Consider the following 22,318-nt stretch of genomic DNA (forward strand, 5'->3'; position numbering starts at 1 on the left):
TGCGCGCTGCAAACGGCCGGGTTGGTACGATGCAGAGATGCACATTCTCTGGAGCTACCTCCGCCCCCATTGGCGCCTTGCCGGCCTGGCGCTGCTGCTGGCGGGCATCTCGCAGGTGCTGAGCCTGGTCGACCCCATCATTTTCGGCAAGATCATCGACGAGTATGCACTCAACCCAGGCGCCAGGACCGACGAGCAGCTGGTGCGCGGCGTGCTGCGCCTGCTCGGCATCGCGGTCGTGGTGGCCTTGTTGTCGCGCCTGGCCAAGGCGCTGCAGGAATACGTGACGCGGCTGGTGGTGCAAAAGCTGGGCGTGGCGATCTTCAACGACGGCCTGCGCCATGTGCTGCGCCTGAAATACCAGGAATTCGAAGACCTGCGCAGCGGCGAGACCCTGTCGCTGCTGCAGAAGGTGCGCGCCGACAGCGAGCGCTTCATCAATACCTTCATCAATACCGTGTTCGCCTCCCTGGTCGGCGTGACCTTTTTGATCTGGTACGCGGTGAACAAGCACTGGCTGCTGGTGCCGGTGTTCCTGGTCGGGGTGCTGGTGCTGGGCGGCCTGACCGGCATGCTCAGCCGCGAGATCAAGACCCAGCAGCGCTCGATCGTGCGCGAGACCAACCGCAATTCCGGCTTCATCACCGAGTCGCTGCGCAACATCGAGCTGATCAAGAGCCTGGGCCTGACCTTCACCGAGATCCGTCGGCTCAAGGCGCAGACCGACAGCATCTTCGCGCTCGAGATGCAGAAGGTGAAGCGCATCCGCCTGCTCTCGTTCCTGCAAGGCAGCACGCTGAGCCTGCTGAAGCTGGCGATTCTGTTCGCGCTGCTGTGGCTGATCTTCCGCGACGTGCTCTCGCCGGGCGAGCTGATCGCGATGCAGTTCATCTCGGTGGCGATCTTCGCACCCTTGCAGGAGCTGGGCAACATCATCCTGGCCCACCGCGAGGTCGAGGCATCGCTCTTGAACTTCCGCGCGCTGATGGACAAGCCGATCGAACGCCGGCCGGAAGAGTTCGTGGAGATCGGGCCGCTCGAGCAGATCCGCTTCGCCAGCGTCGGCTTTCGCCACAAAGGCGCGCAAGAGGACTCGCTGGTGGACATCTCGTTTTCCGCCGCGCTGGGCCAGACCGTGGCCTTTGTCGGGCCTTCGGGTTCGGGCAAGTCGACCCTGGTGAAACTGCTGGTCGGGCTGTACACGCCGGCGCGCGGCCAGGTGTTTTATAACGAGATCTCGACCGAAGACCTGCGCTATAACGAGGCGCGGCGCCAGATCGGCTTCGTCACGCAGGAAACCAACCTGTTCGCCGGCACGCTGCGCGAGAACCTGCAGTTCGTGAAGCCCGACGCGACCGACGCCCAGATCGTGCGCGCGATGGAACAGGCGTCCTGCGCCAACCTGCTGCTCAAGTCCCCCGATGGGCTGGACACCGTCATCGGCGAGCGCGGCATGAAGCTCTCGGGCGGCGAAAAGCAGCGCCTGTCGATCGCGCGCGCCCTGGTGCGCGAGCCGCGGCTGCTGATTTTCGACGAGGCCACCTCGGCGCTCGATTCGCTCACCGAAGAGCAGATCACCAATACCGTGCGCCAGATCTCGGCGCGCGCCAGCCAGATCACGATCCTGATCGCCCACCGGCTCTCCACCATCATGCATGCGGAGTCGATCTTCGTGCTGGAAAAGGGGCGGGTGGTCGAAACCGGCTCGCACGACGAACTGGTGGGGCAGAAGGGACTGTATTACGCCATGTGGCGCCAGCAGATCGGCGAGCGGCCGGTGCCTTCCGGCGTGGAGCCGGACGCTCAGTCGTCGGCGGGGTAGCGCAGTCCGATCTGGCCGCGAATCGTGTCGAGCAGGGCCATCTGCGCCAGCGTGTCGGCATGCGTCATCAGCGGATGCTCGATCGCGCCCGCGCGCAGGCTGCGCCCGGCTTCGATGGCTTCGTGCGTGTAGCCGTTGCCGAGGTAAGGTGTGGGGATGGTGCGCGAGGAGCCGTCCTGCAGCGCGACCGTGATGCGTTCGGCCAGGTGGAACATGCGGTGCATGCGGATACTGCCCTGGGTGCCCGACACGATCAGTTCCGACGCCGAACGGGCCCGGATCGAGCAGCTGCATACCGACAGCGTGCCGCCGGCATGCTTCATGGTGAAGGCCGTGGTGGCGTCGACGCCGGTGTCGCTCATGATCGCCTGCGCCTGCACGCTCTCCACTGGCCCGAGCAAGGCGCTGGCGATCGACAGTGGATAGATGCCCAGGTCGAGCAGGGCGCCGCCGCCCAGTTCGGGCTTGTTCACGCGGTGCTCGGGGTCGGTGGTGGCGGAAAAGCCGAAGTCGGCGTGCACCTGCGTCACGGTGCCGATCTCGCCGGAGGCCATGACGCGTTTCACCTCGGCCAGCGCCGGCAGGAAGCGCGTCCACATCGCCTCCATCAGGAACAGCCTCTTTTTCTGCGCCAGCGCCACGACGGTGGCGGCTTCGCGCCGGTTCATCGCAAACGGCTTCTCGCACAGGACCGCCTTGCCGCCTCGCAGCGCCAGCAAGGCGTTCTCGGCATGCATCGGGTGTGGCGTGCCGATATAGATGATGTCCACATCCGCGGCCTCGGCCAGCGCCTGGTAGGACCCGTATGCCGCGTCGATGCCCAGCTCGCGCGCGAAACGCGCCGCGCTATCCTGCGTACGCGAGCCTACCGCCGCCAGTACGGCACCAGGCGCCTGCTTCAGGCCCAGCGCGAACGCGCGCGCGATGCCGCCGGTGCCCAGGATGCCCCACCTGACTGTCTCGTTCGTCACAATGCCTCCCTGACCTTGAGGTAGTCCTTCAGCACGGCCACGACCAATGCATGGTCGTCCGGTCCCGGCAAGCCGGACACGGTGATGGTCCCGACCTGTCCGGTTCCCTTGACGACCACCGGGAAGGCGCCGCCATGGGCAGCATACTCCCGCACGTCGAAGGATGGCATCGCGTCGATGTCGCCGCCCCGTTGCACCACCTCGGTATGCACGAAGAACGAGCTGTGGCCGGTGCGGTTGACGAGATTGTTCTTGCGGCGGATCCAGTCGGCATGGTCGGGTGGCGCGCCGTCCATGGCGTGCGCGAACAGCACCTGGCCATTGCGCGCGATCTCGACGCTGACGACCTGCCTGGCGGCGCGCGCCCGCTCGATGAGCTGCTGGCCGATGGCCAGCGCCGCGGCATTGGAAAAGCTGTCGAACTGCAGCAGCTGTTCCTGGCGCCGCAGCAGGTCGAGTGGGTCAGCTTGGGTACGCATGGTAGGTGCCTGCACGGTGAGTTCGGACAGCGCCGCGGTGACGTACACCAGCGGCGCGTTCCAGTTGATGGCGACCTCGTTGCTGGCATAGCTGCACACATGGTCGAGATAGGACAGCGCCGGCAGCGCCGAAGGATAGGGTAGGCATTCCGCCTTGTCCTGCTGGAAGGGCTGCGGGCCGCCCGTGAGCCAGCCCGGCACCGGCGCGGCGATGGCGTCGCCGGCCGAGGGACGGTGGTGCGGGTGCTGGGAAGGGCGGGCGCCGAAGCCGGTGACGAAGGACATCCCCAGCGCATTGCGGCCCAGGACATAATCAAGCGCGGACTGGGCCGCCGCCAGGTAATCCCGGTTGCCGTTCAGGCGGTGGCCCTGCACCAGCATCATGGCCTGGTTCAGCATGACGGCGTTGCTGCCCCAGACGAAGTCCTGTGCTTTCATGGGCACCCGGTAGCCCGAGCTGCGCCACTGCCCGGCCAGGCGCGCGGCCAGGCCATCGATGCGCGCCGCGATCAGCTTGCGGTCCGCGGCGGGCGTCAGGCGGTCGCGGTGGTGCGCCAGCGACATCCAGGCCAGGCCGCGCACGTCGTCCCAGGCCGGATAGGTGGCCGACACCGTCTCGGGCTGCAGCGCCAGGTAATAGCTGTCCTTGCTGGTACTGATATACAGCTCGGCCGCGGCCCAGGCCCGCTCGTCGTCGACGCGGGCATCGCCATACTCGCCGGTGACGACATCAAGCGGATTCTTGAACAGCACTGCCGGGTTGGCCTCGGCCCAGGTCCAGGCCCGTTCGGCCGCCGCCAGCATCTTCGCCGCCATGCCGGGATACTGCTTCTGGTAGGGCGCCAGCACGCGGCTGGCGGCCGCCATGGTGGCCGCGAAATTCAGGGCCGCCGAGGTGCTCTTGGCTACCACGTAGCGCGGCGCCTTCATGGCCTGGTGCGGCATCACCATGCCATCGAAAGTGAGGTTGGTCAGCTTGTGATAGACCCCGCCATCGAGCGGATCCTGCATGCTCAGCATCCAGTCCAGGTTCCACATGGCTTCGTCGACGATGTCGGGCACGCCGTTGCCAGACTCGGGGATGTTCACGTCCAGCCGGTCGAACCAGCGCGGAAAGTGTTCATACGCCGCCAGCAGCGTATAGGTCGTGATGCCGGAACTGGGCAGGTATTTGTTGTAGTCGCCGGCGTCGTACCAGCCCTTGGGACTGGCGATGACGGTGCCGGCAGGACGCTTCTCAGAGGCGGCCGACGCATGCACGAGCACCTTGTCGTCCGGGTGGCCGGCCGGGCGCGCGTACATGCCGGCATGCTGCGGTGCGAGCGCGATCGCCGTGCGGTTGAAGTAGTAGGCCTTGAGCGCGGCCGCGCCCAGCGCGCGGTAGGCGTCCGGGCCGACCGTGAATGGATCGGACGGCGCCAGCGCGCCCACCTTCAGCCGGTAGCGGCCGGGCGCGGCCAGGCTGGAAAAGTCGGCCAGGCGCACGGTTTCGCCGGAGGCCTCCCAGCGCAGCGGGGCGCCGAGCGCGCCTTCCAGCACCCGCTTGCCGCTGGCGGCGTCGACGACCTCGAAACGCGTGCCGGCGCTGTCCGGCACGACGGCCAGTTTCTGCGCCGCCGGCAGGAAGCCCAGGCCGTTGACCTTGACCGTGGGGTTGGCGCTGGCGGCCGAGCTAGCGGCAAGCAGCAGGGGCAGTAGCAGCCGCCTCATGCCGGCACCGCCTTGCCCTGGGCCCCGGCCTGGGGCGCACTGCCGTCGTCATGATGGAACGGCGCGAACCAGGTCGCCAGGAACGAGGGGATCGTCGCGACCATCACGAACACGAAATAGCTGGTGTAGCCGAGCAGCTCCTGCAGGTGGCCGCTGATCACGCCGGTCACCAGCCCGCACAGTCCCATGACGCCGGTGCCGAAGGCGTAGTGGGTCGTGGTGTACTTGCCGGGTGCGAGCTGCTGCATCAGGTAGATCATGAATCCCACCGCGCCGAAGCCGAAAAAGAATTTTTCAATGACCACGCCGGCCGTGATCGCGGCCAGGCTCGAGGGCAGGTAGATGGCCATCAGCAGGAAGGTCACGTTCGGGATGTTCACCGCGCAGCACAGCACGAACAGGGTCGCCTTCAGTCCGCGCCGCGCCACGTACCACCCGCCCAGCAGGGAGCCGAGCAGCACGGCGGCCAGGCCATAGGTGCCGTAGATCAGGCCCAGCATCTCGTTGGACAGGCCCAGTCCCCCTTTCGACGCCGGGTCGACCATGAAGAAGGGGCCGATCTTCTCCAGGAAGCCGATGCTGAGCCGGAACAGGAAGGCGAACGCGATCATGCGCCAGATGCCGGGCTTGCGGAACAGCGTGACGAAGGCATCGAGCAAAATGCCGCCAGCGGCGCGCGCATTGGCGGGCGTGTCGGCCGCGCGCGCGCCGTCTGGCATCACGCGCAGGTGCCACAGGGCCATGAGCAGGGTGATGCCGGCGACGATGAAAAAGACGATGCGCCAGGCCTCGATCCAGTCGGGTCCGAAGACCTTCGGGTCGTGGCCGAACACCTCGGTGTGCAGGTAGCCGCTCAGGAACACCATGCCGCCGGCGGCCACGATCGGGCCGATGTTCCACGACAGGCTCTGGATGCCGCAGTAGAGCGACTGCGCGCGGCTGTCGAGCGAGGTGACGTAGACGCCGTCGCTGGCGATGTCCTGGGTCGCGCCGATGAAGGACAGCGCGAAAAAGATCGCCATCAAAAAGCCCATGTAGCCGGGCAGGCCCATGGCCAGGCCGACGCCGGCAAAACCCAGGCCGATCGCCACCTGCGCGCACAGCACGAAAAACTTCTTGGTGCGGTACATCTCCACAAAAGGCGCGAACAGCGGCTTGATGGTGTAGGCCAGGATCAGCAGGCTCGAATACTGCGCGGCGCGGCCATTGTCCATGCCGAGGTTCTTGAACATGATGGCGGTGACGCTGGTGAGCATCACGTAGCCCAGCGCCATCGTGAAGTAGCCGCTCGGTACCCACAGCAGCGGCGAGGCGCCCGTCCTAGCGCTGCGCATGGCCGGCTTTCGCATGGAGGTCGAGGGGCGCCGCCATGGGGCCCGCACGCAAGCGCCGCGGCGCCGGCGCAGCCGGTTGGCGCGCCAGGCGATCGGCCAGGATGGCCGCAGCGCCCGTCAGCGCCGGATAGGGCGCGGTGATCACCCAGGTCGGGATGCCGGCGGTGAAGGCGCTGAAGCGCCCCTTGCGTTCGAAGCGCGCGCGGAAAGGGGAATCGGCGAAATAGCCACCCAGCCGCGGCACCACGCCGCCGCCGATGTACACGCCGCCTTGAGCGCCCAGGGTCACGGCAAGGTTCGCAGCCCCGGTGCCGAGCATGCCGCAGAAGCAGTCGACCGCTTCGCGGCTCAGCGCATCGCCGCCCGACAGGGCGCGCGCCACGATCTCGCCCGGCGCCATCGGGACTTCGAGCGCATTGCCGCGGGTGGCGGCCAGCGCTTCGCGGATCAGGACGATACCCGGGCCGGAGACGAAGCGCTCGGCCGAGACGTGGTCGTAGCGCTGCCAGCAATAGCGCAGGACCTCGACCTCGCGCTCGTCGAGCGGCGAAAAGGCGACATGGCCGCCTTCGCTGTGCAGCGGCGCCCAGCGGCCGTCCAGCGGCACCAGGCCCGAGACCCCCAGGCCGGTGCCTGCGCCGACCAGGCCGATGGCGCTGCCGGCGCGCGCGGCGCCCCCACCCACCGCCACCAGGTCGGCGGAACCCAGCGCCGGCAGGGCCATCGCCAGCGCGGTGAAGTCGTTCACCACCAGCAGCGTGGCCAGTTGCAGCTCGGCGCGCGCAGCCTCGATCGAGAAGGCCCAGTGGTGGTTGGTCATGCGCACGGCGTCGCCGTCGACCGGGTTGGCGATGGCGATCACGGCGTGGGCGACGGCGGCCCCGCATTGCGCCAGGTAGGCGTGCACCGCATCCTGCAGGCGCGGGTAGTCGGCGCAGGCCAGCGTCAGCATGGCCGTGATCTTGCCAGGGCCCGGCTCGAGCGCGAAGCGGGCGTTGGTGCCGCCGATGTCGGCCAGCAGCCGTGGCTGGGCGTAGCTCGGGGCATCGATGAAGTCTTGCATGTCTCCTCCTGTATTTTTATGGTGCTGCCGGCCGCTTCATGCCTTGCGTGCGGCCAGGAATTCGCGGTACCACAGCGCGCTGTCCTTCAGCGTGCGCTGCTGGGTCGCGTAATCGACGTGCACGATGCCGAAGCGCTTGCTGTAGCCGGAATTCCATTCGAAATTATCCAGCAAACTCCACAGGAAGTAGCCCTTGACGTCGACGCCCTGCGCCATCGCCTCGCCCAGTGCGTCCAGGTGGCTGCGCACGAAGGCGATGCGTTCCCCGTCGTGGACCTGGCCACCAGAGACCGTGTCCGGGTTGGCCATGCCGTTTTCGGTGATGTAGATCGGCGGCAGGTCGTATTCGGCCTTCAGTTTGAGCAGCAGCTCCGGCAGGCCTTGCGGATAGATTTCCCAGCCCATGTCGGTGAAGCCGAGCTTGCCCGGCATCGGCCGGGGCGGCGTCTCGGCGCTGCACCAGGCGCGGAAGTAGTAGTTACAGCCCAGGAAATCGATCGGCTGGCGGATGATGTCGAAGTCGCCCTCGGCGACGATCGGCGCATTGGCGCCGTGGGCGCGCAGGGCCAGCTCCGGGTAATGGCCCTTGAAGATCGGGTCCATGAACCACTGGGTCGAACGCGCGTACTCGAAGGCGGCCAGGTCGCGGTCGGCTTGGGAATCGGTGGCCGGATCCGCGGTCCACTGGTTCAGGACGATGCCCAGCTGCGCCGGGGTGTTCAGCGAGCGCATTGCCCGCATGGCCAGGCCGTGCGACAGCAGCAGGTGGTGCGAGACCTGGATCGACTGCTTCAGGTCGGCCACGCCGGGCGCGAACTGGGCGTTGCCGTAGCCGAGGTTGGCCGTGCACCAGGGCTCGTTGTGGGTGGCGATGGCCTCGATGCGCGTGCCGAAGCGGCGCGTCACTTCGTGCGCATAGTCGGCGAAGCGGTGCGCGGTGTCGCGGTTGAGCCAGCCGCCGATGTCCTGCAGGCCCTGCGGCAGGTCCCAGTGGTACAGGGTCAGGTGGGCCTTGACGTTCTTTTCGGCCAGCGCATCGAGCAGGCGGTCGTAGAAATCGAAGCCCTTTTCGTTCCACGCGCCCTGGCCGTCGGGCTGGACCCGCGACCAGGCCATCGAGAAGCGGTAGGCGTCCACGCCCAGCGAGGCGAGCAGGGAGACGTCCTCGCGGTAGCGGTGATAGTGGTCGCAGGCGACGCTGCCGTCGCTGGCGTCCTTGATGTTGGCGCGGTCGGCGCAGAAGGTGTCCCAGATCGACGGGCCCTTGCCGTCGGCCCGGGACGCCCCCTCGATCTGGAAGGCGCTGGTGGCCACGCCCCAGGTAAAGCCGGCGGGGAAGTCGTTGGCGGTGTCGAAGGCGGAGTGAATCATGGGACGCTGGTTCATGAGGCGAAGTGGTAGAGGCGGGTGAAAAAAGCGGCAGGCCGCGTGGCCTGCCGCGAGACCGGTCAGAAATCGAAACCGGTGTTGATGCCGATGGTGCGCGGCGGCTTGTACTGCGCCAGCCATGGGCCGAAGCCATTGAAGGCGCTGGTCTTGACCTTCTTGTCGCCCACGTTGCGGACAAATGCGTCGACCCACCAGCCCTTGTGCTGGTAGCGCAGGCCGAGATCGGCGCTGGCATAGGCTTCCTGGCGGTCTTCCGGACCGTAGTTGAATACCGAGAGTTCGGCGTCGGTCTCGTAGTGCGCGGTCACGCGCGGCACCAGGGTGCCGCCGTTGGCCAGGTTGAAGGTGTGCTGGTACATCACCGTGGTCGAGAAGCGCGGCGCGTGCGGCAGGGTGTTGCCGGTCACATCGAGGCAGCGGTCGAACTCCGGCTTGGCCAGGCAAGGCGAGGGCAGCGTGTAGTCGTTGGAGCCGGCGACCAGGGCGCCCAGCTTGGTCTTGAGCAGGGCGAAACTGACCGACAGGCGGTCGTTCGGTGAGAGGCGCGCTGCAATCTCCGATTCCAGGCCATACACTTCGGCGCCTTCGGCGTTCTCGATCGACAGGCCGCGGCTGCCGTCCGAGAAGTTGACCGGCGAATTGAACTGGAAGTCCTTGAAGTCCATGTAGAACAGGGCGTTGTTGACCTTGACGGCGCCGTTCATGAAGGAGCTCTTCGAGCCGACCTCGTAGTTGGTGAGCGTTTCGGGCTGGAAGGTCAGGCCGCGGTCCTGGGTGCCGCCCGATTTATAGCCGGTCGAGACGCTGCCGTAGACCATGTGGTCCTTGTTCAGATCGTAATTGACGCGGCCCAGCCAGGTCACCTTGCTGCCGCTGAAGGTGCCGTCGTTGCCCGGCACGTCGGCCTTGAAGCCCGGCTGCACGCGCGGATCGATGGATGGGTTCAGCGGCAGCTGCGGCGCGCTCGCGTCATAGGCCCAGGTATAGGCGCGACCGCCGATGTTCTCGCGCTTGTCGTGGGTGTAGCGCGCGCCGGCGGTCAGGTGCAGCTGGCTCGAGACGTTCCAGGTGGCCTGGCCGAAGACTGCCGCGGAGTCCACCGTTTCCTTGGGCTGGATGAAGGAGCCCTGCCAGGCGACCTTGCCGCTGTCCCTGGTGCCTTCCATGATCGGGATGTCGAAGCGGATGCTGTTTTTCTCGTTTCCGTAGTACAGGCCGGTCTGCCAGTCGATGGTGCGGGTGCCGGTCGACTGCAGCAGCAGTTCGTGGCTCTGGCTGCGGTAGTCCGAGTCGGTAGTGGTGTGCTCCTGCCATTTGGCGCCCGAGATGATCGAGGTCGGCACGGTGGCACCGCCATCCTGGTCGAAACGCATCGTGCCCTTGTATTTGGAGAAGCCGGCCACGTAGTTCAGGGCCATGTCCGGGCCGATCTCCCAGCTCAGGCGGCTGCGGATGTTGTGGCTGTCGCGCTCGATCCAGGGAGCGCTGTCGCTGAGCATGGACCAGTGGTCCTGGCCCGGACGCGGGGTCTGCATCAGGTTGGCGTTCGGCGTGCCGCGGTCGCTGAACTTCTCGTAGGCGACGTTCCACTGCAGGCTCGGGGTGATGTGCCACAGCAGGCTGACACGGGCAGCGCTCTGGTCCTGGGCGTTGTACTTGCGGTCGCCCACGGCGAAGTCGTTCGGGTTGATCGGACGGAAGGCGGCCGGGTTGCCGCCGGCGGCCAGGTAGGCGGCGCGCTGCTGCTCGAGCGGCACGCCCGGGAATGTCTGGTAATCGACGTAGCCGTCGTGCTGCTCGTGCACGATGGCGAAACGCAGGGCCGCGGTGTCGGACAGCGGCACGTTGACCGCGCCGCGCATGCCGTAGCGGTTGTAGTCGCCGATGCCGCCTTCGACATAGCCGGCGCGGCTGCCCAGCTCCGGCTTGACGGTCTGGATGTTGACCGCACCCACCGTCGAGTTGCGTCCCCACAGGGTGCCCTGCGGGCCGCGCAGCACCTCGATGCCTTCCACGTCGAACAGCAGCGCGGTGGCGCCTTCGGCGCGCGGCGAATAAATATTGTCGACGAAGGAGGCGACTTCCGGGTCGGCATACTGGGTCTTGGCGCTGTCGTTGCCGATGCCGCGCAGGGTCATGGTGGTCACGCCATGGTCGCCCTGGGCCGTGGCCTGGAAGCCCGGCACCAGCTGCACCACGTCGAGCATGGTCTGCACGTGGTTATCGGCCAGCGTGGCGGCGCTCAGCGCGGTGATCGCGATCGGGGTCTTCTGGAGCGAGGTCGAGCGCTTGGTGGCGGTGACAATGACTTCGGCCATGCCGTTGCTGTCGACCGCGCGCGGCGCCGTGGCCGCCGGTCCGGGCGAGGATGCGGCGGGAGGGGCCATGTCGGGAGCGGTCTGGGCGGCGGCATTGCCGATGCCGGCCACCAGCGCCAGCACGGCCACGTGGATGGGAGCGAAGTTCAGGCGCAAGGCGCGCCGGCGCTGCGGTGCAGAGGTGTTCATGCTGTCTCCAGAATATGATTTTTGATTATTGTCGGCGTTTCAAGAAAACGATTTCATAAATCTTGAAAACGATTTCATAGTAATTTTGCTCCTCACGAGATGTCAAACGAAATTTTGAAAAATGTGAGAGGCGCCTGATGTGGCGCCACTGGCCAAAATCTATGAAAGATTTTCATGGCGTGGTAAGCTCATCCAAAACTCGCAGGTCGACCGATACCTGCGCAACCCTTCCACCATCACGCCGGCGGTCCTGCCGGCGCAGGCGATTCCATGAAAAAAGACGACAGCGGCACCAGCACACTGAACCAGGTTGCCCTTGCCGCCGGCGTCTCCCCCGCCACCGTGTCGCGCTTTCTCAATGGCACCGCCAAGGTGTCCGAGGACAAGCGCAAGACCATCGAGCGCGTGATCGAAGAGCTCAACTACAAGCCGAACCGCCTGGCCCAAAGCCTCAAGATGGGCAGCACCCGCACCATCGGCGTGCTCACCCAGTCGCTCGAAAGCGGCTATTTCAACCGGGCGATGGTGGGAATCGAGGATGCGGTCAAGGAGTCCGGCTATGCGCTGCTGATCATGAGCGGACACTGGCATGCGGACGAGGAGGCCGAACGGGTCGAGCTGCTGATCGGCCGCCGCGTGGACGGCGTGGCCATCCTCACGGGGAACATGAGCGACAACCAGATCCTGCGCTTCTCGGAGCGGGTGCCGATCGTCGCCTTCGGGCGCAAGGTGGCCGGGGAGCGCGTCCTGAGCTTCGGGCTGGACAATTACCGCGGCGCTTGCGAAGCAGTGGACTTCCTGGTCGAGCAGGGACACCGGCGCATCGCCATGATCACCGGTCCGGCCGATCACGAAGATGCGCGCGCGCGCCTGGCCGGGTACCAGGACACGCTGGCGCGCCACAAGATCGCGCTCGACCCGCAGCTGGTGGTGCCGGGAGACTTCCAGGAGTCCGGCGGCCTGCTGGCCGTGAACCAGCTGCTCGCCTCCAACCAGCGTTTCACCGCCATCTTCGCCGGCAACGACCTGACCGCCTATGGCGCGCGCCTGGCGCTGTACCGGCGCAGCATCCGGGTGCCGGACGATATCTCGATCGTCGGCTTCGATGACCTGCACAGTTCGATGTACACGACGCCGCCGCTGACCACCGTGCGCCAGCCGCTGTACGAGGTCGGAACCAATATCGGCCGCATGATGCTGGCCATGCTGGGGCATCCGCAGCCGGAGATGGACATGCCGCCGCTGGGCCTGATCGTCCGGGAGTCGGTACGGCGGATCTGACTGGCGCATGAGATGCGCGCCAATATTTCACAATTGAAGTATTGCTGAGTGCCGTGGACGGATCGGGTCTGCCGGTGCCGGCTTGCCCGGTCTGGCACGGCATGTGCCGCCGGAATTCACCCTTGCACGTTCTGGTTTGACCGACATCGGTCGGGTTCATGCATTGGGCTTCGCCCTCGAAGTCGTTTAAACCTCATCTAAACCAGCAATATTTGCTTACAATTCGCGATATTCCTCGCAATAATCAACCAAAATTTGCAGTTTCTTGATCATGCGACAAGAGACTTGTCATCTTGGCGTCGACTCGCTACAACGGTCTCAAAAATTATTCCCACACGGCAAACATAAAATTTTGCCCGTCGGTAAAATTGCTCCCTGTCAGCTTTCGACGCCAACTTTTGCGGTTGGCGTTTGCATTTCAAAGCCTATTGCAAGTTCCTCATTTCCCTAAAAATTTAACAATTCATCCTTCGATGCACTCTACCGCTTCTGCTTCGCGTTCTTCTTTCGCTCTCGCCCAAACCCAGCAATTCGCACTCCCGACCCTGTTCGCGCTGTTCGGCCTGATCATGGGCTCGTGGGCCGGCCGCATCCCGGCGCTGGCCGAGCGGGTGCAGGTGTCGCATTCGGCGCTGTCGATGGTGCTGCTGTGTGGCGGCCTGGGCGCGGTGGTGTCCTACCCGATCTCGTCTTTCCTGATGGGCCGCGTCGGCGCCCGCAAGTCGATGCTCATCTCCGGCATGGCCCTGCTCGCGGTGCTGGTGTCGATCGGCATGGCGCCGACCGTGCCGCGCCTGATGCTGGCGGTCCTGATGCTGGGCATCACCGCCAGCACCTTCGACGTCGCCATCAACTCGGCCGCCACCAAGCGTGAAAAAGAGACCGGCAAGTCGGAACTGTCGATGTTGCACGGCATCGGCTGCGCCGGCGGCCTGGCCGGCGCCACCCTCGGCAGCCTGATGGCCAGCATGAAGATCGCCCCTGGCACCCACTTCCTGATGCTGGCCGGTCCCCTGGCCGTGGTGCTCTGGTTTGCCTTCAGCATGATGCCGGTCGACGACAGCATCGAGAAGGTCGAGAAGAAATCGTTCGTGCTGCCGCGCGGTCCGCTCGCGTTGCTGGGCCTGCTCGGCTTCCTGGGCTCGATGTCCGAAGGCAGCATCGCCGACTGGAGCGGCGTGTTCCTGAAAGAGCATTTCGGCGCCTCGGACGGCCTGGCCCCGCTGGCCCTGTCGGCCTTCTCGGTCATGATGCTGCTCGCGCGCCTGGTAGGCGACAAGCTCAAGCTGCGCTTCGGCGCCCAGCGCCTGGTGACCACCGGCGCGCTGGTCTCGGCCGCCGGCCTGTTCTTTGCGGTGGTGGCGCCCAGCGCCTATGTCGCCCTGGGCGGCTTCGCGGTGGCTGGCCTGGGCCTGTCGCTGCTGTTCCCCTTCGTGTTCAGCGCGGCCGGCGCGCAAGGCCCGATGGCGCTGGCGGCGGTGGCCAGCATGGCCTATAGCGGCAGCCTGATGGGTCCACCGGTGATCGGCGCCGTCGCGCATTTCGTGGGCATGCAGGCGGCCATCGGCTACGTCGGCGGCCTGTCGGTGGTGATCGCCCTGGTGGCCAGCCGTACCAGGCTGCTCAAGTAATCCCTTCGCAGGCTTAAAGCAGGCCCGGGAGCACGCACGGGATTGAAGGTATCATCGAGGACTCGACCTGCCCGGATACCGACCATGCTCCAGACGCCTGCCTCCTTCACGCCCCTGTTCGCGCCGCGCCAGGATTCCGCCCCCCTGAGTTTCCTGTTTCACGGCGGGCGCCTGCTGGTGCGCGAAAGCGACCTGTCGCTGCCGGACGGCGCGATCCTCCAGGAGCTGGACGTCGACCGCGCCCGCCTGCAGCCGCTTGGCCTGCTTGGCGAACGCTATTGCGAGACCGGCTGGTTCGACAGCGAGCCGGGCCTGCCGCCGGGCTTTGCCTTCCGCGGCCTGCGCTCGCTATTTGCCGACATGAGCGAAGAATTGGTGGGACTGGCCGGGCGCGCCGCCCAGGTGGCCGAATGGGCGCGCACCCACCGCTATTGCGGCGCCTGCGGCAGGAGCACCGAGATCGCGGCCGGCGAACGCTGCTTCAAGTGCGTGTCGTGCGGCCACATGGCTTACCCGCGCATCTCGCCGGCGATGATGGTCCTGATCCGCAAGGGCGACAGCGTGCTGCTGGCGATGCACCTGGCTTCGCCCACCAAGCGCTTCGTGCCGCTGGCCGGTTTCCTGGAGGCGGGCGAATCGGTGGAAGAAGCGATCCACCGCGAGGTATTCGAGGAGGTGGGGCTGCGGGTGCAGAACCTGCAGTATTTCGCCAGCCAGTCCTGGCCCTTCCCGCATTCGCTGATGCTGGCCTTCACGGCCGACTACCTCGATGGCGAGATCCGCGTCGACGCCACCGAGATCGCGGAAGCGCGCTGGTTCGGGCCGAACGACGAATGGCCCGAACGCGTGCCGCACATGTCGATATCGAGCGTGCTGGTGGACGCGCACCGTCCACCGCAGCGCTAGGGCTGGACGGCGGCGCTTTCCGGCGCGGTGCGCGCAGCCTGGGCCTGCGGCTTGGCGCCGGTGCTGCGCAGCTGCACGGCGCGCTGCAGCAGGTCGAACCAGAACGGAGCGCCGAACAGCGTGGTGCCGGCCGTGATCAGCCAGCCGGCCACCTGCAGCGCGAATGCGCCGTCGAGGGTCGGCGGGAAGCTGCGCCAGCCGATCGGCAGGGCCCACATCTGGCGCAGCGCTTCGGGGTCGAGTCCGGCCGGGGCGGCCTCGATCTGGGCTGCCAGCGCCGGGTTCTGCCACAGGGTCTGGAACAGGTGGATGCTGTCGATGTTGAGCATGATCGTGAGCAGCATGGCCAGTAAAAACGAGATCAGGAGCTGGCGCCGCTTGTAGACCCCGGACAGGCGTTCCATCGCGCTGTTGAACCAGCCGGCGATGCCTTCCTGGAAGCGGGCCAGGTCGCCGCCCGACTGCCGCAGCAGCGCCAGCAGCACGCGCCGCACCTGCGCGTCCGGCAGGGCTTCGATCGCGGCCTGCAGCGGGATGGCCGGGCTGGTGCGCAGCGAATCGAGCAGGGCAATCGCGAAATGCGCGGGTTCGATGTAGGATGGCCGCACCGACAAGGGCCGCCGCGCAGTGGAGCTGCCGTGCGGGTTGACCAGCGGATGGTCGTACAGGCTCTGCGCCAGCGCTTCGCAGCGCGGGTCGTCGAGCATGCGCTTGATGGCGGCGAGCAGCATGTTGGCGCGCAGGCTGAAGGCCGCCGCCAAGGCTTCCTGCAAGGTACTGACAACCAGTGCCAGCGTGCCGTAGCAAAACGTCAGGCCGATGGCGACTTCAAGGACTGTGCTGCCGAACATAATGACCTCCGTAGGCTGGAACCACCGTCCACGCTACGCCGGCCATGGCGCTGGTACATTAACCTTGCTCAAGAAATCGGCAGCAGCCGGAACCCCGGGCGCATTTTCTATATACTTGCGGCAATTCGAATTTAGTAAGGTTCACCATGTCCGACAAAGAAGCTTTCACCGAACACGACTGGCGCCGGCTGCTCTCGAGCCTGGGCGAGAATCCGGACCGTCCGGGCCTGCACGAGACGCCGGCCCGCGTGGCGAAGGCGTGGAAACACTGGACTTCAGGGTACGACCAGGATCCGGTCGAAGTGCTCAAGGCTTTCGAGGACGGCGCCGAGGAATACAACGAGCTCATCGTCGTGCGCAATATCCCGGTGTACAGCCATTGCGAGCACCATCTGGCGCCTTTCTTCGGCAAGGCTACCGTCGGCTACCTGCCGAACGGGAAGATCGTCGGCCTGTCCAAGCTGACCCGCCTGGTGGACATTTTCTCGAAGCGCCTGCAGGTGCAGGAACGCATGACGATCCAGATCGCCAATGCGCTGATGGAAGTGCTGGAACCGAAGGCCGTCGGCGTCGTCATCAAATGCCGCCACCTGTGCATGGAAAGCCGCGGCATCCGCGCCATCGGCGAAGAAACCATCACCTCGGCCATGCTGGGCGAGCTCCAGCCGAATCTCGGCCTGCGCACCGAGTTCCTGGCCCTCGCGCGCGACTAAGTCCCTCCTGGTTCCAGGCCCGGCTTCCTGAAGGCCGGGACCGCCTTGGAACCTGTTCCGGATCCGGCCCCTCCAAGTGATTTTGGGGGAGTGCCATGGACCGTCCCGCTTTTCCCAGCGATATTTCTCGCGAGAGCTTCGAGCCCTTGCGCGGCGTGCTGGAAGCGGCGCGCCGCAAGACCCGCCCGCGCAAGCACGACCTCTACGACGTGTTCTGCGCGGTGCTCTACTTCCTCCAGACAGGCGCCGCCTGGCGCAGCATGCCGCCGGGCTTCCCGCCCTGGCGCACGGTGCACGAGTATTTCACCCAATGGACCATGCTGCGGGAAGGCGACCGCTCGCTGCTCGAAAGCGTGCTTGAGAAAGCCGGGCGCGAGGTGGAACTGGCCCAGCTGCGCAAGCTCCAGGGGCGCCGTTGAGATGGGGCAGTAGCCGGTGAGATTGTCACATTCTTGTCACAATCTGTTGCACTTATCGAAATGTGCGCGGGTATTGCTGAGCTAAGCTACTAAAATATTGTCAATATTTTATCGTTTTGGCGGCTACCATGCTCGAGCATCTCAACCTCACCCTGTTTTCCATCCTCAATGCGCAAGCCAGTTTGGACGGCTGGCAATTGCTGGGCGCCGTGTTTGCCGCCCAGTTCCTGATTTTCCTGATGCCGCTGGCGCTGGTGCTGCTGTGGACGGCCGGCGGCAGCGCCGGACGCGACGTGGCGCTGCGCGCCTTTGTCGCCGCAGTGTGCGCACTCACCCTCAACGGACTGATCGGGCATTTCTGGTACAGCCCGCGTCCGTTCGTCGCCGAGATCGGCCATACCTTCCTGCTGCACGATCCGGACAGCTCTTTCCCGAGCGACCATGCCACCAGCATGTTCTCGGTGGCCCTGGTGCTGGCCTTCAGCCGCTTTGGCCTGGCGCATCGCATCGGCCTGCTGCTCCTGCCGCTGGCGCTGGTGGTCGCCTGGTCGCGCGTCTACCTGGGCGTGCACTGGCCGAAAGACATGGCGGGCGCGCTCATGATGTCGGCTGCGATGGCCGTGCTGGTCTATACGCCGGCGCTGCGCACTGCCTGTGCGCACATGCTGCCATCGATGGAGCACCTGTACCGCCGCGTGCTGGCGGTGCCGATCGGGCGCGGCTGGCTGCGTCCTTGACACGGCGTCGGACGAGCCAACGCACGCAGGACGCGTGGATGGTTCCTGGAGAATGGCGTGGTGTTACGAGGCCGCGTCGGCCGCCTCGAACACCAGTTTCTTCTCGGCGTCCAGGTGGAACACGCCCAGCGCCTGGCCGGTAACGGCATTCGCCTCGGGGGCTTCGAGCTCGGCGCAGGCGCCGGTGTCGACCTGCCAGGTGTCCTCGCCCGCGCGCAGGGTATAGATGTTCGGGCCGCTGGCAAACAGTTCGATTTCCAGGCCCGGCAAGGCCACCTTGCCCAGGTCGATCATGCGCTGGCAGTCCGGCAGCCGGGCGGCGGTCAGCGTCAGGCTGCCTTCCTTGTTCCAGAAATAATCCTGCACCACGCGCACGGTCAGCACGTGGTCGTTGCTGTCGATCCGGTAGCTGGCCGTGTCGTTGACGCAGCCGGTAAGGAGCAACGGTGCAAGCAGGAGAAATCGAAGGCGCATGGAGGTTCCGTGGTCAAGGATGCAGGAATGCATCGCCTGACGGAGTATAGAAGCGCCCGGAGGCAGGCGCAACCGCGCAGCGGGGTTTGACCCGCCCAGCTAGAAATCGACGCCCAGGGTCAGCGAGCCGATCGTATGGCGCGGCACGTCCACCGGCGCCCGGAATTCGGCGCTGCGGCGGGTGACGCGCAGCTGTGCGAACCAGGGGCCGTGATCGCTGCCGCGGGTGGTGGGGAAATCCATCCGCAGCCCGGCGGTCAGGTCGCCCACCCAGCGCCGCGGCCGGACTTCCGGATCGTCGCGCCATGGCCGGCCCTGCAAGAATATGTTGTAGGCCATGCCGCGCACTTCCGCGCCCAGCGTGACCGTGCACTGGATCCAGCGCAGGCGGCAGGCGGTGTCCACCGGGACGGCGCGGTGGACGATGCCGGGCGGGGCCGGCGACACGGGCGGCAGGTTCTTGCCCAGCGTGACAGTCACGCCGCCGGCCGCATAGCTCATCAGGTTGCCGACGGCCAGGCGCCAGTGGCCGGCCGTGTGCAGGCGGATGTCGCCCAGCACCGCGCCGGACAGGCTGGGCCAGGCCGAGCGCCGTTCGGCCGACACCAGCACCGCCAGGGTGTTGCCGACCTGGTGGTCCCAGCCCTGCGGCCGCGGGCGGTCGAAGATGCGGTGGAACAGTTTCTGGGCCGGTTCGGCCAGCGACAGCTTGCCGGTCACGCCGGCCTGGGCATTGAAGGTCGTGATCGCCTGCGCATCCCGGTCGATGAACAGCCATGACCGCTCGACATACAGCAGACCGGCATACGGACGATCAAAAGGCTGGGGGGCGGGAACGGTGATGTCGCTGGGCGTGTACATCAACTGGCCGACGCTGTGCTGGCTGAACAGGAAGCGCGCATCGCCGCAGCCGAACCAGCGGCAGGCCGCGCCCGTTGCGCGCCGGGCTACATCGTCGCGCATGTCTTGCGTGGAGCGCGAGCTGAACTGGATGCCGTTGGTGTAATAGCGGTCGGTCTTGAACCAGCTGTCGTTGTCCCAGGTGACGAACCGCGCTTCCGGTGCGCCGGCTTCCTGCGCCGCACAAGGAAGCGCGAGCAGGCCGGCGAAGAGAGTGAGCACACTGGCCAGTGTCCGCATGGTGTACCTTTCTGAATCGAAATATCCTCCAGTCTTGACCTCCTGCCGTAGATCTTGTTGATCTGCAACAGCATCGAGTCGGATTCATTCCGGACTCCCCGGTTCGGCGATTTGCGCGATCATATTCACCATGAAAAACGACGATATCGAACTGCTGGCGACCAAGGGCGGCAAGCCGGTCAAGATGTGGACCCAGGGCGTCCCGGTCGAGGCAGAGGCAAAGGAACAGCTGCAGAAACTGGCGCAGATGCCCTTCCTGTTCCACCACGTGGCCGTCATGCCCGATGTCCACGTCGGCAAGGGCTCGACCATCGGCAGCGTGATCCCGACCCTGGGCGCCGTGATCCCGGCCGCGGTCGGCGTGGACATCGGCTGCGGCATGATGGCGGCCAAGACCACGCTGCGCGCGAACGACCTGCCGGATAATCTCGCCAAGCTGCGCAGCGCCATCGAGCAGGCGGTCCCGCATGGCATGTCGCCCAAGACCCGCAACCACAAGGGCAGCCGCGATGTCGGCTCCTGGAGCAATCCGCCGCCCGTGGTCGATGCCGGCTGGGCCAGACTCAGGGCCGAATTCGACGAGATCTGCCGCAAGTACCCGAAACTGCGCGGCACCAACAACTACAAGCACCTGGGCACCCTCGGCAGCGGCAACCATTTCGTCGAGGTCTGCCTGGACGAAGAGGGCGCCGTCTGGATCATGCTGCACTCGGGCTCGCGCGGCGTGGGCAACGCCATCGGCACCCATTTCATCGAGCTGGCGCGCCAGGACATGCGGCGCCACCAGGTCAACCTGCCCGACCAGGACCTGGCCTACCTCGAGGAAGGCACCCAGCATTACGACGACTATGTCGAGGCCGTGGGCTGGGCCCAGAAGTTTGCGCGCATCAACCGCGAAGTGATGATGGAGAACGCGATCCGCGCGGTGCGCAGCGTCATCGCCAAGCCCTTCGAGACGCACGTCGAAGCGGTGAACTGCCACCACAACTACGTGCAGAAGGAGCGCCACTTCGGCAAGGACGTGCTCCTGACGCGCAAGGGCGCGGTGTCGGCGCGCGAGGGCGAGCTGGGCATCATTCCCGGTTCGATGGGCGCGAAAAGCTTCATCGTGCGCGGCAAGGGCAACCCCGAAAGCTTCCACAGCTGCAGCCACGGCGCCGGGCGCGTGATGAGCCGCACCGAAGCCAAGCGCCGCTTTACCAGGCTTGACGCCGAACGCGCCACCGAAGGCGTGGAATGCCGCAAGGACGAGGGCGTGATCGACGAGATCCCGATGGCCTACAAGGACATCGACGACGTCATGCATGCCCAGCGCGAGCTGGTGGAAGTGGTGCACACGCTCAAGCAGGTGGTGTGCGTGAAAGGCTGATCCGTCTTGACCCGTAGGGTGGGCAAGTTTCTTGCCCACGCGTTCAAGTGCCCTTCGATCAGCCGCGCAAGATGTGCAGCAGCTCGGAAGGCACCCCGAACTCGCGCTCCGGCCCTACACGCCGCAAGGCCTCGATCGGCGCATACCCCCAGCTCACCGCCCCGAATGCGATCCCGGCCTTGCGCGCCGCCTCCGCATCGAGCGCCTGGTCTCCCACATACAAGGCCTGCGCCGGCAACACGCCCGCCTGCCGCAGCACCCTGCGCAGCCGCGCCGCCTTTCCGAACACGGACATCCCGCATTCGTAGTGCCCGAACAGGGCGCTCAGTTTCTGCCCCAGCACCAGCCGCACGTTCTGCTCCGAATTCGACGACACGATCGCCAGCCGCACTCCCGCGCGATGCAATGCCGGCAGCACCTCCTCGATGCCGTCGAACAGCGCGATGCTTGCCGCGTGCTCGCGCATCAGGGCGATGAAGCTGTTCGACGCCAGCGGCAGCTTCCAGGCCGGCATGCCGACATGGCGCATGATGGCGCGCATGTCGTGGTGGCGCAGGCTGTGCGCCTCGCCCGCCGCGATGCGCCGGAAGCCGTGCTGGTCGGCGATCTGGTTGAACACGCTGACGAAAAACGGAAAGGAATCGGCCAGCGTGCCGTCGAAGTCGAAGATGGCGAGCCGGCAGGGCAGGCAGGCGCTCAAGCGGTGCCGCCGTTGGCGCGCAGCACCTGGCCGTTGACCCAGCCGGATTCCTCGCTCACCAGGAAGGACACGATGCGCGCGATGTCGCCAGGCTCGCCCAGGCGCTCGAGCGGCGGCAGCCTGGCGAAATGGTCGACCTGCTCCTGGGTCTTCCCTTCGAAGAACAGTTCGGTGGCCACCGGCCCCGGCGCGACGGTGTTGACGCGGATCCGGCGGCCGCGCAGCTCCTTGGCGAACACGCCGCCCAGCGCTTCGACCGCGGCCTTGCTGGCGCTGTAGACCGCATAGCCCGGCAGCTTCATGGCCAGCACGGTGGTGGAGAAATTCACGATGCGCCCGCCGTCCTTCATGCGCCTGGCGGCTTCGCGCAGGGTGTTGAAGGTGCCCTGCACGTTGACGCCGAAGGTCTGCTCGAACAGCGCGTCGCTGGTGTCGGCCAGCGCCATGGTCTTGAGGATGCCCGCATTGTTGACCAGGACGTCCACCCGGCCCAGCTCGCGCTCGGCGGTGTCGAACATCGCGCGCACCTCGTCCGGTTTGGATACGTCCGCCTGCACGGCGATGGCCGTGTGCCCAGTCGCGTGCAGGGTGGCGACGACGCGCTGCGCCTCGGAGGCGTTGGCGGCGTAGTTGACGACAATCCGGTAGCCGTCCTCGGCCAGCCGCTGCGCGATGGCAGCGCCGATGCCGCGCGAGGCGCCGGTCACGATGGCGACTTGTCGGGTGTCCTGGTTCATGGCGCGCTTCCTTTGCGTGATGGTGTTGACGCCATCATGAACCATTTTGCCAAAATATTTTTGGCAGCCGCAGCAAGGCCTTCGG

General features: G+C 66.2%; 18 protein-coding genes and 1 pseudogene. 8 read left to right on the forward strand and 11 right to left on the reverse strand.

What is annotated here, in order from left to right; translation table 11 throughout:
- Positions 1–37: 37 nt before the first annotated feature.
- Complete coding sequence (locus AC3XQU_RS20455) at positions 38–1,822, forward strand: ABC transporter ATP-binding protein (RefSeq protein WP_489876003.1); 1,785 nt, start codon at positions 38–40, stop codon at positions 1,820–1,822.
- Here AC3XQU_RS20455 and AC3XQU_RS20460 read toward each other — a convergent pair.
- From AC3XQU_RS20460 to AC3XQU_RS20485, 6 genes are all read right to left on the reverse strand, one after another.
- Positions 1,804–2,793: a Gfo/Idh/MocA family protein gene (locus AC3XQU_RS20460; protein ID WP_489876004.1), complete on the reverse strand. Its 990-nt coding sequence runs from the start codon at positions 2,791–2,793 to the stop codon at positions 1,804–1,806. The two genes, AC3XQU_RS20455 and AC3XQU_RS20460, sit on opposite strands and share 19 nt — an antisense overlap.
- The gene (locus AC3XQU_RS20465) at positions 2,790–4,982 is read right to left on the reverse strand and encodes a heme-degrading domain-containing protein (RefSeq protein WP_489876005.1); all 2,193 of its coding nucleotides are present in this window, start codon (positions 4,980–4,982) and stop codon (positions 2,790–2,792) included. The genes AC3XQU_RS20460 and AC3XQU_RS20465 overlap by 4 nt, the downstream gene beginning before the upstream one ends.
- Positions 4,979–6,316 carry an MFS transporter gene (locus tag AC3XQU_RS20470; RefSeq protein WP_489876006.1) on the reverse strand — a complete coding sequence of 446 codons (1,338 nt, stop codon included), beginning with the start codon at positions 6,314–6,316 and terminating at the stop codon, positions 4,979–4,981. Before AC3XQU_RS20470 ends, AC3XQU_RS20465 begins: the two co-directional genes overlap by 4 nt.
- Positions 6,303–7,379 (reverse strand): glucokinase, encoded by a 1,077-nt coding sequence (locus tag AC3XQU_RS20475; protein ID WP_489876007.1) that lies wholly within the window; start codon positions 7,377–7,379, stop codon positions 6,303–6,305. The genes AC3XQU_RS20470 and AC3XQU_RS20475 overlap by 14 nt, the downstream gene beginning before the upstream one ends.
- A gap of 36 nt (positions 7,380–7,415) precedes the next feature.
- On the reverse strand, positions 7,416–8,750 hold the full coding sequence (locus tag AC3XQU_RS20480; RefSeq protein ID WP_489876008.1) for a GH1 family beta-glucosidase: 1,335 nt from the start codon (positions 8,748–8,750) through the stop codon (positions 7,416–7,418).
- 77 nt (positions 8,751–8,827) lie between these two features.
- Positions 8,828–11,275 carry a TonB-dependent receptor gene (locus AC3XQU_RS20485; RefSeq protein ID WP_489876009.1) on the reverse strand — a complete coding sequence of 816 codons (2,448 nt, stop codon included), beginning with the start codon at positions 11,273–11,275 and terminating at the stop codon, positions 8,828–8,830.
- A 270-nt stretch (positions 11,276–11,545) separates the two neighbouring features.
- On the opposite strand from AC3XQU_RS20485, the gene AC3XQU_RS20490 reads away from it, so the two are divergent.
- The 3 genes from AC3XQU_RS20490 to nudC all read left to right on the forward strand — a co-directional run bounded on the left by AC3XQU_RS20490 (position 11,546) and on the right by nudC (position 15,093).
- Complete coding sequence (locus AC3XQU_RS20490) at positions 11,546–12,556, forward strand: LacI family DNA-binding transcriptional regulator (protein ID WP_489876010.1); 1,011 nt, start codon at positions 11,546–11,548, stop codon at positions 12,554–12,556.
- 473 nt (positions 12,557–13,029) lie between these two features.
- Positions 13,030–14,187: an MFS transporter gene (locus tag AC3XQU_RS20495; protein WP_489876011.1), complete on the forward strand. Its 1,158-nt coding sequence runs from the start codon at positions 13,030–13,032 to the stop codon at positions 14,185–14,187.
- Positions 14,188–14,271: 84 nt separating this feature from the next.
- On the forward strand, positions 14,272–15,093 hold the full coding sequence (gene nudC, locus AC3XQU_RS20500; RefSeq protein ID WP_489876012.1) for an NAD(+) diphosphatase: 822 nt from the start codon (positions 14,272–14,274) through the stop codon (positions 15,091–15,093).
- On the opposite strand, the gene AC3XQU_RS20505 is transcribed toward nudC, so the two are convergent.
- Entirely contained in the window at positions 15,090–15,944 is an 855-nt protein-coding gene (locus tag AC3XQU_RS20505; RefSeq protein ID WP_489876013.1) for a hypothetical protein, read from the reverse strand. The genes nudC and AC3XQU_RS20505 overlap by 4 nt on opposite strands.
- Before the next feature lie 146 nt (positions 15,945–16,090).
- On the opposite strand from AC3XQU_RS20505, the gene folE reads away from it, so the two are divergent.
- The 3 genes and pseudogenes from folE to AC3XQU_RS20520 all read left to right on the forward strand — a co-directional run bounded on the left by folE (position 16,091) and on the right by AC3XQU_RS20520 (position 17,813).
- Entirely contained in the window at positions 16,091–16,657 is a 567-nt protein-coding gene (folE, locus tag AC3XQU_RS20510; protein ID WP_489876014.1) for a GTP cyclohydrolase I FolE, read from the forward strand.
- Positions 16,658–16,752: 95 nt separating this feature from the next.
- A pseudogene (locus AC3XQU_RS20515) lies at positions 16,753–17,028 on the forward strand (transposase); the annotation flags it as partial.
- 176 nt (positions 17,029–17,204) lie between these two features.
- Positions 17,205–17,813: a phosphatase PAP2 family protein gene (locus AC3XQU_RS20520; protein ID WP_489876015.1), complete on the forward strand. Its 609-nt coding sequence runs from the start codon at positions 17,205–17,207 to the stop codon at positions 17,811–17,813.
- 63 nt (positions 17,814–17,876) lie between these two features.
- On the opposite strand, the gene AC3XQU_RS20525 is transcribed toward AC3XQU_RS20520, so the two are convergent.
- Both AC3XQU_RS20525 and AC3XQU_RS20530 read right to left on the reverse strand, forming a co-directional pair.
- A complete protein-coding gene (locus tag AC3XQU_RS20525; RefSeq protein WP_489876016.1) occupies positions 17,877–18,287 on the reverse strand; it encodes a hypothetical protein in 411 nt (136 codons plus the stop codon).
- Between the two features lie 99 nt (positions 18,288–18,386).
- Positions 18,387–19,409 (reverse strand): lipid A deacylase LpxR family protein, encoded by a 1,023-nt coding sequence (locus AC3XQU_RS20530; RefSeq protein ID WP_489876017.1) that lies wholly within the window; start codon positions 19,407–19,409, stop codon positions 18,387–18,389.
- A gap of 148 nt (positions 19,410–19,557) precedes the next feature.
- Between AC3XQU_RS20530 and AC3XQU_RS20535 the strand changes: the two genes are divergently transcribed.
- Positions 19,558–20,796, forward strand: a complete 1,239-nt coding sequence (locus tag AC3XQU_RS20535) for an RtcB family protein (RefSeq protein ID WP_489876018.1) — start codon at positions 19,558–19,560, stop codon at positions 20,794–20,796.
- Between the two features lie 58 nt (positions 20,797–20,854).
- Here AC3XQU_RS20535 and AC3XQU_RS20540 read toward each other — a convergent pair whose 3' ends face one another.
- A complete protein-coding gene (locus AC3XQU_RS20540) occupies positions 20,855–21,496 on the reverse strand; it encodes an HAD-IA family hydrolase (RefSeq protein WP_489876019.1) in 642 nt (213 codons plus the stop codon).
- Positions 21,493–22,233, reverse strand: a complete 741-nt coding sequence (locus AC3XQU_RS20545) for an SDR family oxidoreductase (protein WP_489876020.1) — start codon at positions 22,231–22,233, stop codon at positions 21,493–21,495. The genes AC3XQU_RS20540 and AC3XQU_RS20545 overlap by 4 nt, the downstream gene beginning before the upstream one ends.
- Positions 22,234–22,318 lie beyond the last annotated feature (85 nt).

The sequence above is a fragment of the Telluria sp. AZSoR62 genome, from assembly GCF_058111565.1.

Excerpts from the sequence above, each read along its gene's own strand:
- AC3XQU_RS20545 (WP_489876020.1), bottom strand. The coding sequence starts at position 22,233 with ATGAACCAGGACACCCGACAAGTCGCCATCGTGACCGGCGCCTCGCGC.
- AC3XQU_RS20525 (WP_489876016.1), bottom strand. The coding sequence starts at position 18,287 with ATGCGCCTTCGATTTCTCCTGCTTGCACCGTTGCTCCTTACCGGCTGC.
- AC3XQU_RS20490 (WP_489876010.1), top strand. The coding sequence starts at position 11,546 with ATGAAAAAAGACGACAGCGGCACCAGCACACTGAACCAGGTTGCCCTT.
- AC3XQU_RS20505 (WP_489876013.1), bottom strand. The coding sequence starts at position 15,944 with ATGTTCGGCAGCACAGTCCTTGAAGTCGCCATCGGCCTGACGTTTTGC.
- AC3XQU_RS20475 (WP_489876007.1), bottom strand. The coding sequence starts at position 7,379 with ATGCAAGACTTCATCGATGCCCCGAGCTACGCCCAGCCACGGCTGCTG.
- AC3XQU_RS20470 (WP_489876006.1), bottom strand. The coding sequence starts at position 6,316 with ATGCGCAGCGCTAGGACGGGCGCCTCGCCGCTGCTGTGGGTACCGAGC.
- AC3XQU_RS20495 (WP_489876011.1), top strand. The coding sequence starts at position 13,030 with ATGCACTCTACCGCTTCTGCTTCGCGTTCTTCTTTCGCTCTCGCCCAA.
- AC3XQU_RS20465 (WP_489876005.1), bottom strand. The coding sequence starts at position 4,982 with ATGAGGCGGCTGCTACTGCCCCTGCTGCTTGCCGCTAGCTCGGCCGCC.
- folE (WP_489876014.1), top strand. The coding sequence starts at position 16,091 with ATGTCCGACAAAGAAGCTTTCACCGAACACGACTGGCGCCGGCTGCTC.
- AC3XQU_RS20535 (WP_489876018.1), top strand. The coding sequence starts at position 19,558 with ATGAAAAACGACGATATCGAACTGCTGGCGACCAAGGGCGGCAAGCCG.
- AC3XQU_RS20480 (WP_489876008.1), bottom strand. The coding sequence starts at position 8,750 with ATGATTCACTCCGCCTTCGACACCGCCAACGACTTCCCCGCCGGCTTT.
- nudC (WP_489876012.1), top strand. The coding sequence starts at position 14,272 with ATGCTCCAGACGCCTGCCTCCTTCACGCCCCTGTTCGCGCCGCGCCAG.
- AC3XQU_RS20485 (WP_489876009.1), bottom strand. The coding sequence starts at position 11,275 with ATGAACACCTCTGCACCGCAGCGCCGGCGCGCCTTGCGCCTGAACTTC.
- AC3XQU_RS20520 (WP_489876015.1), top strand. The coding sequence starts at position 17,205 with ATGCTCGAGCATCTCAACCTCACCCTGTTTTCCATCCTCAATGCGCAA.
- AC3XQU_RS20455 (WP_489876003.1), top strand. The coding sequence starts at position 38 with ATGCACATTCTCTGGAGCTACCTCCGCCCCCATTGGCGCCTTGCCGGC.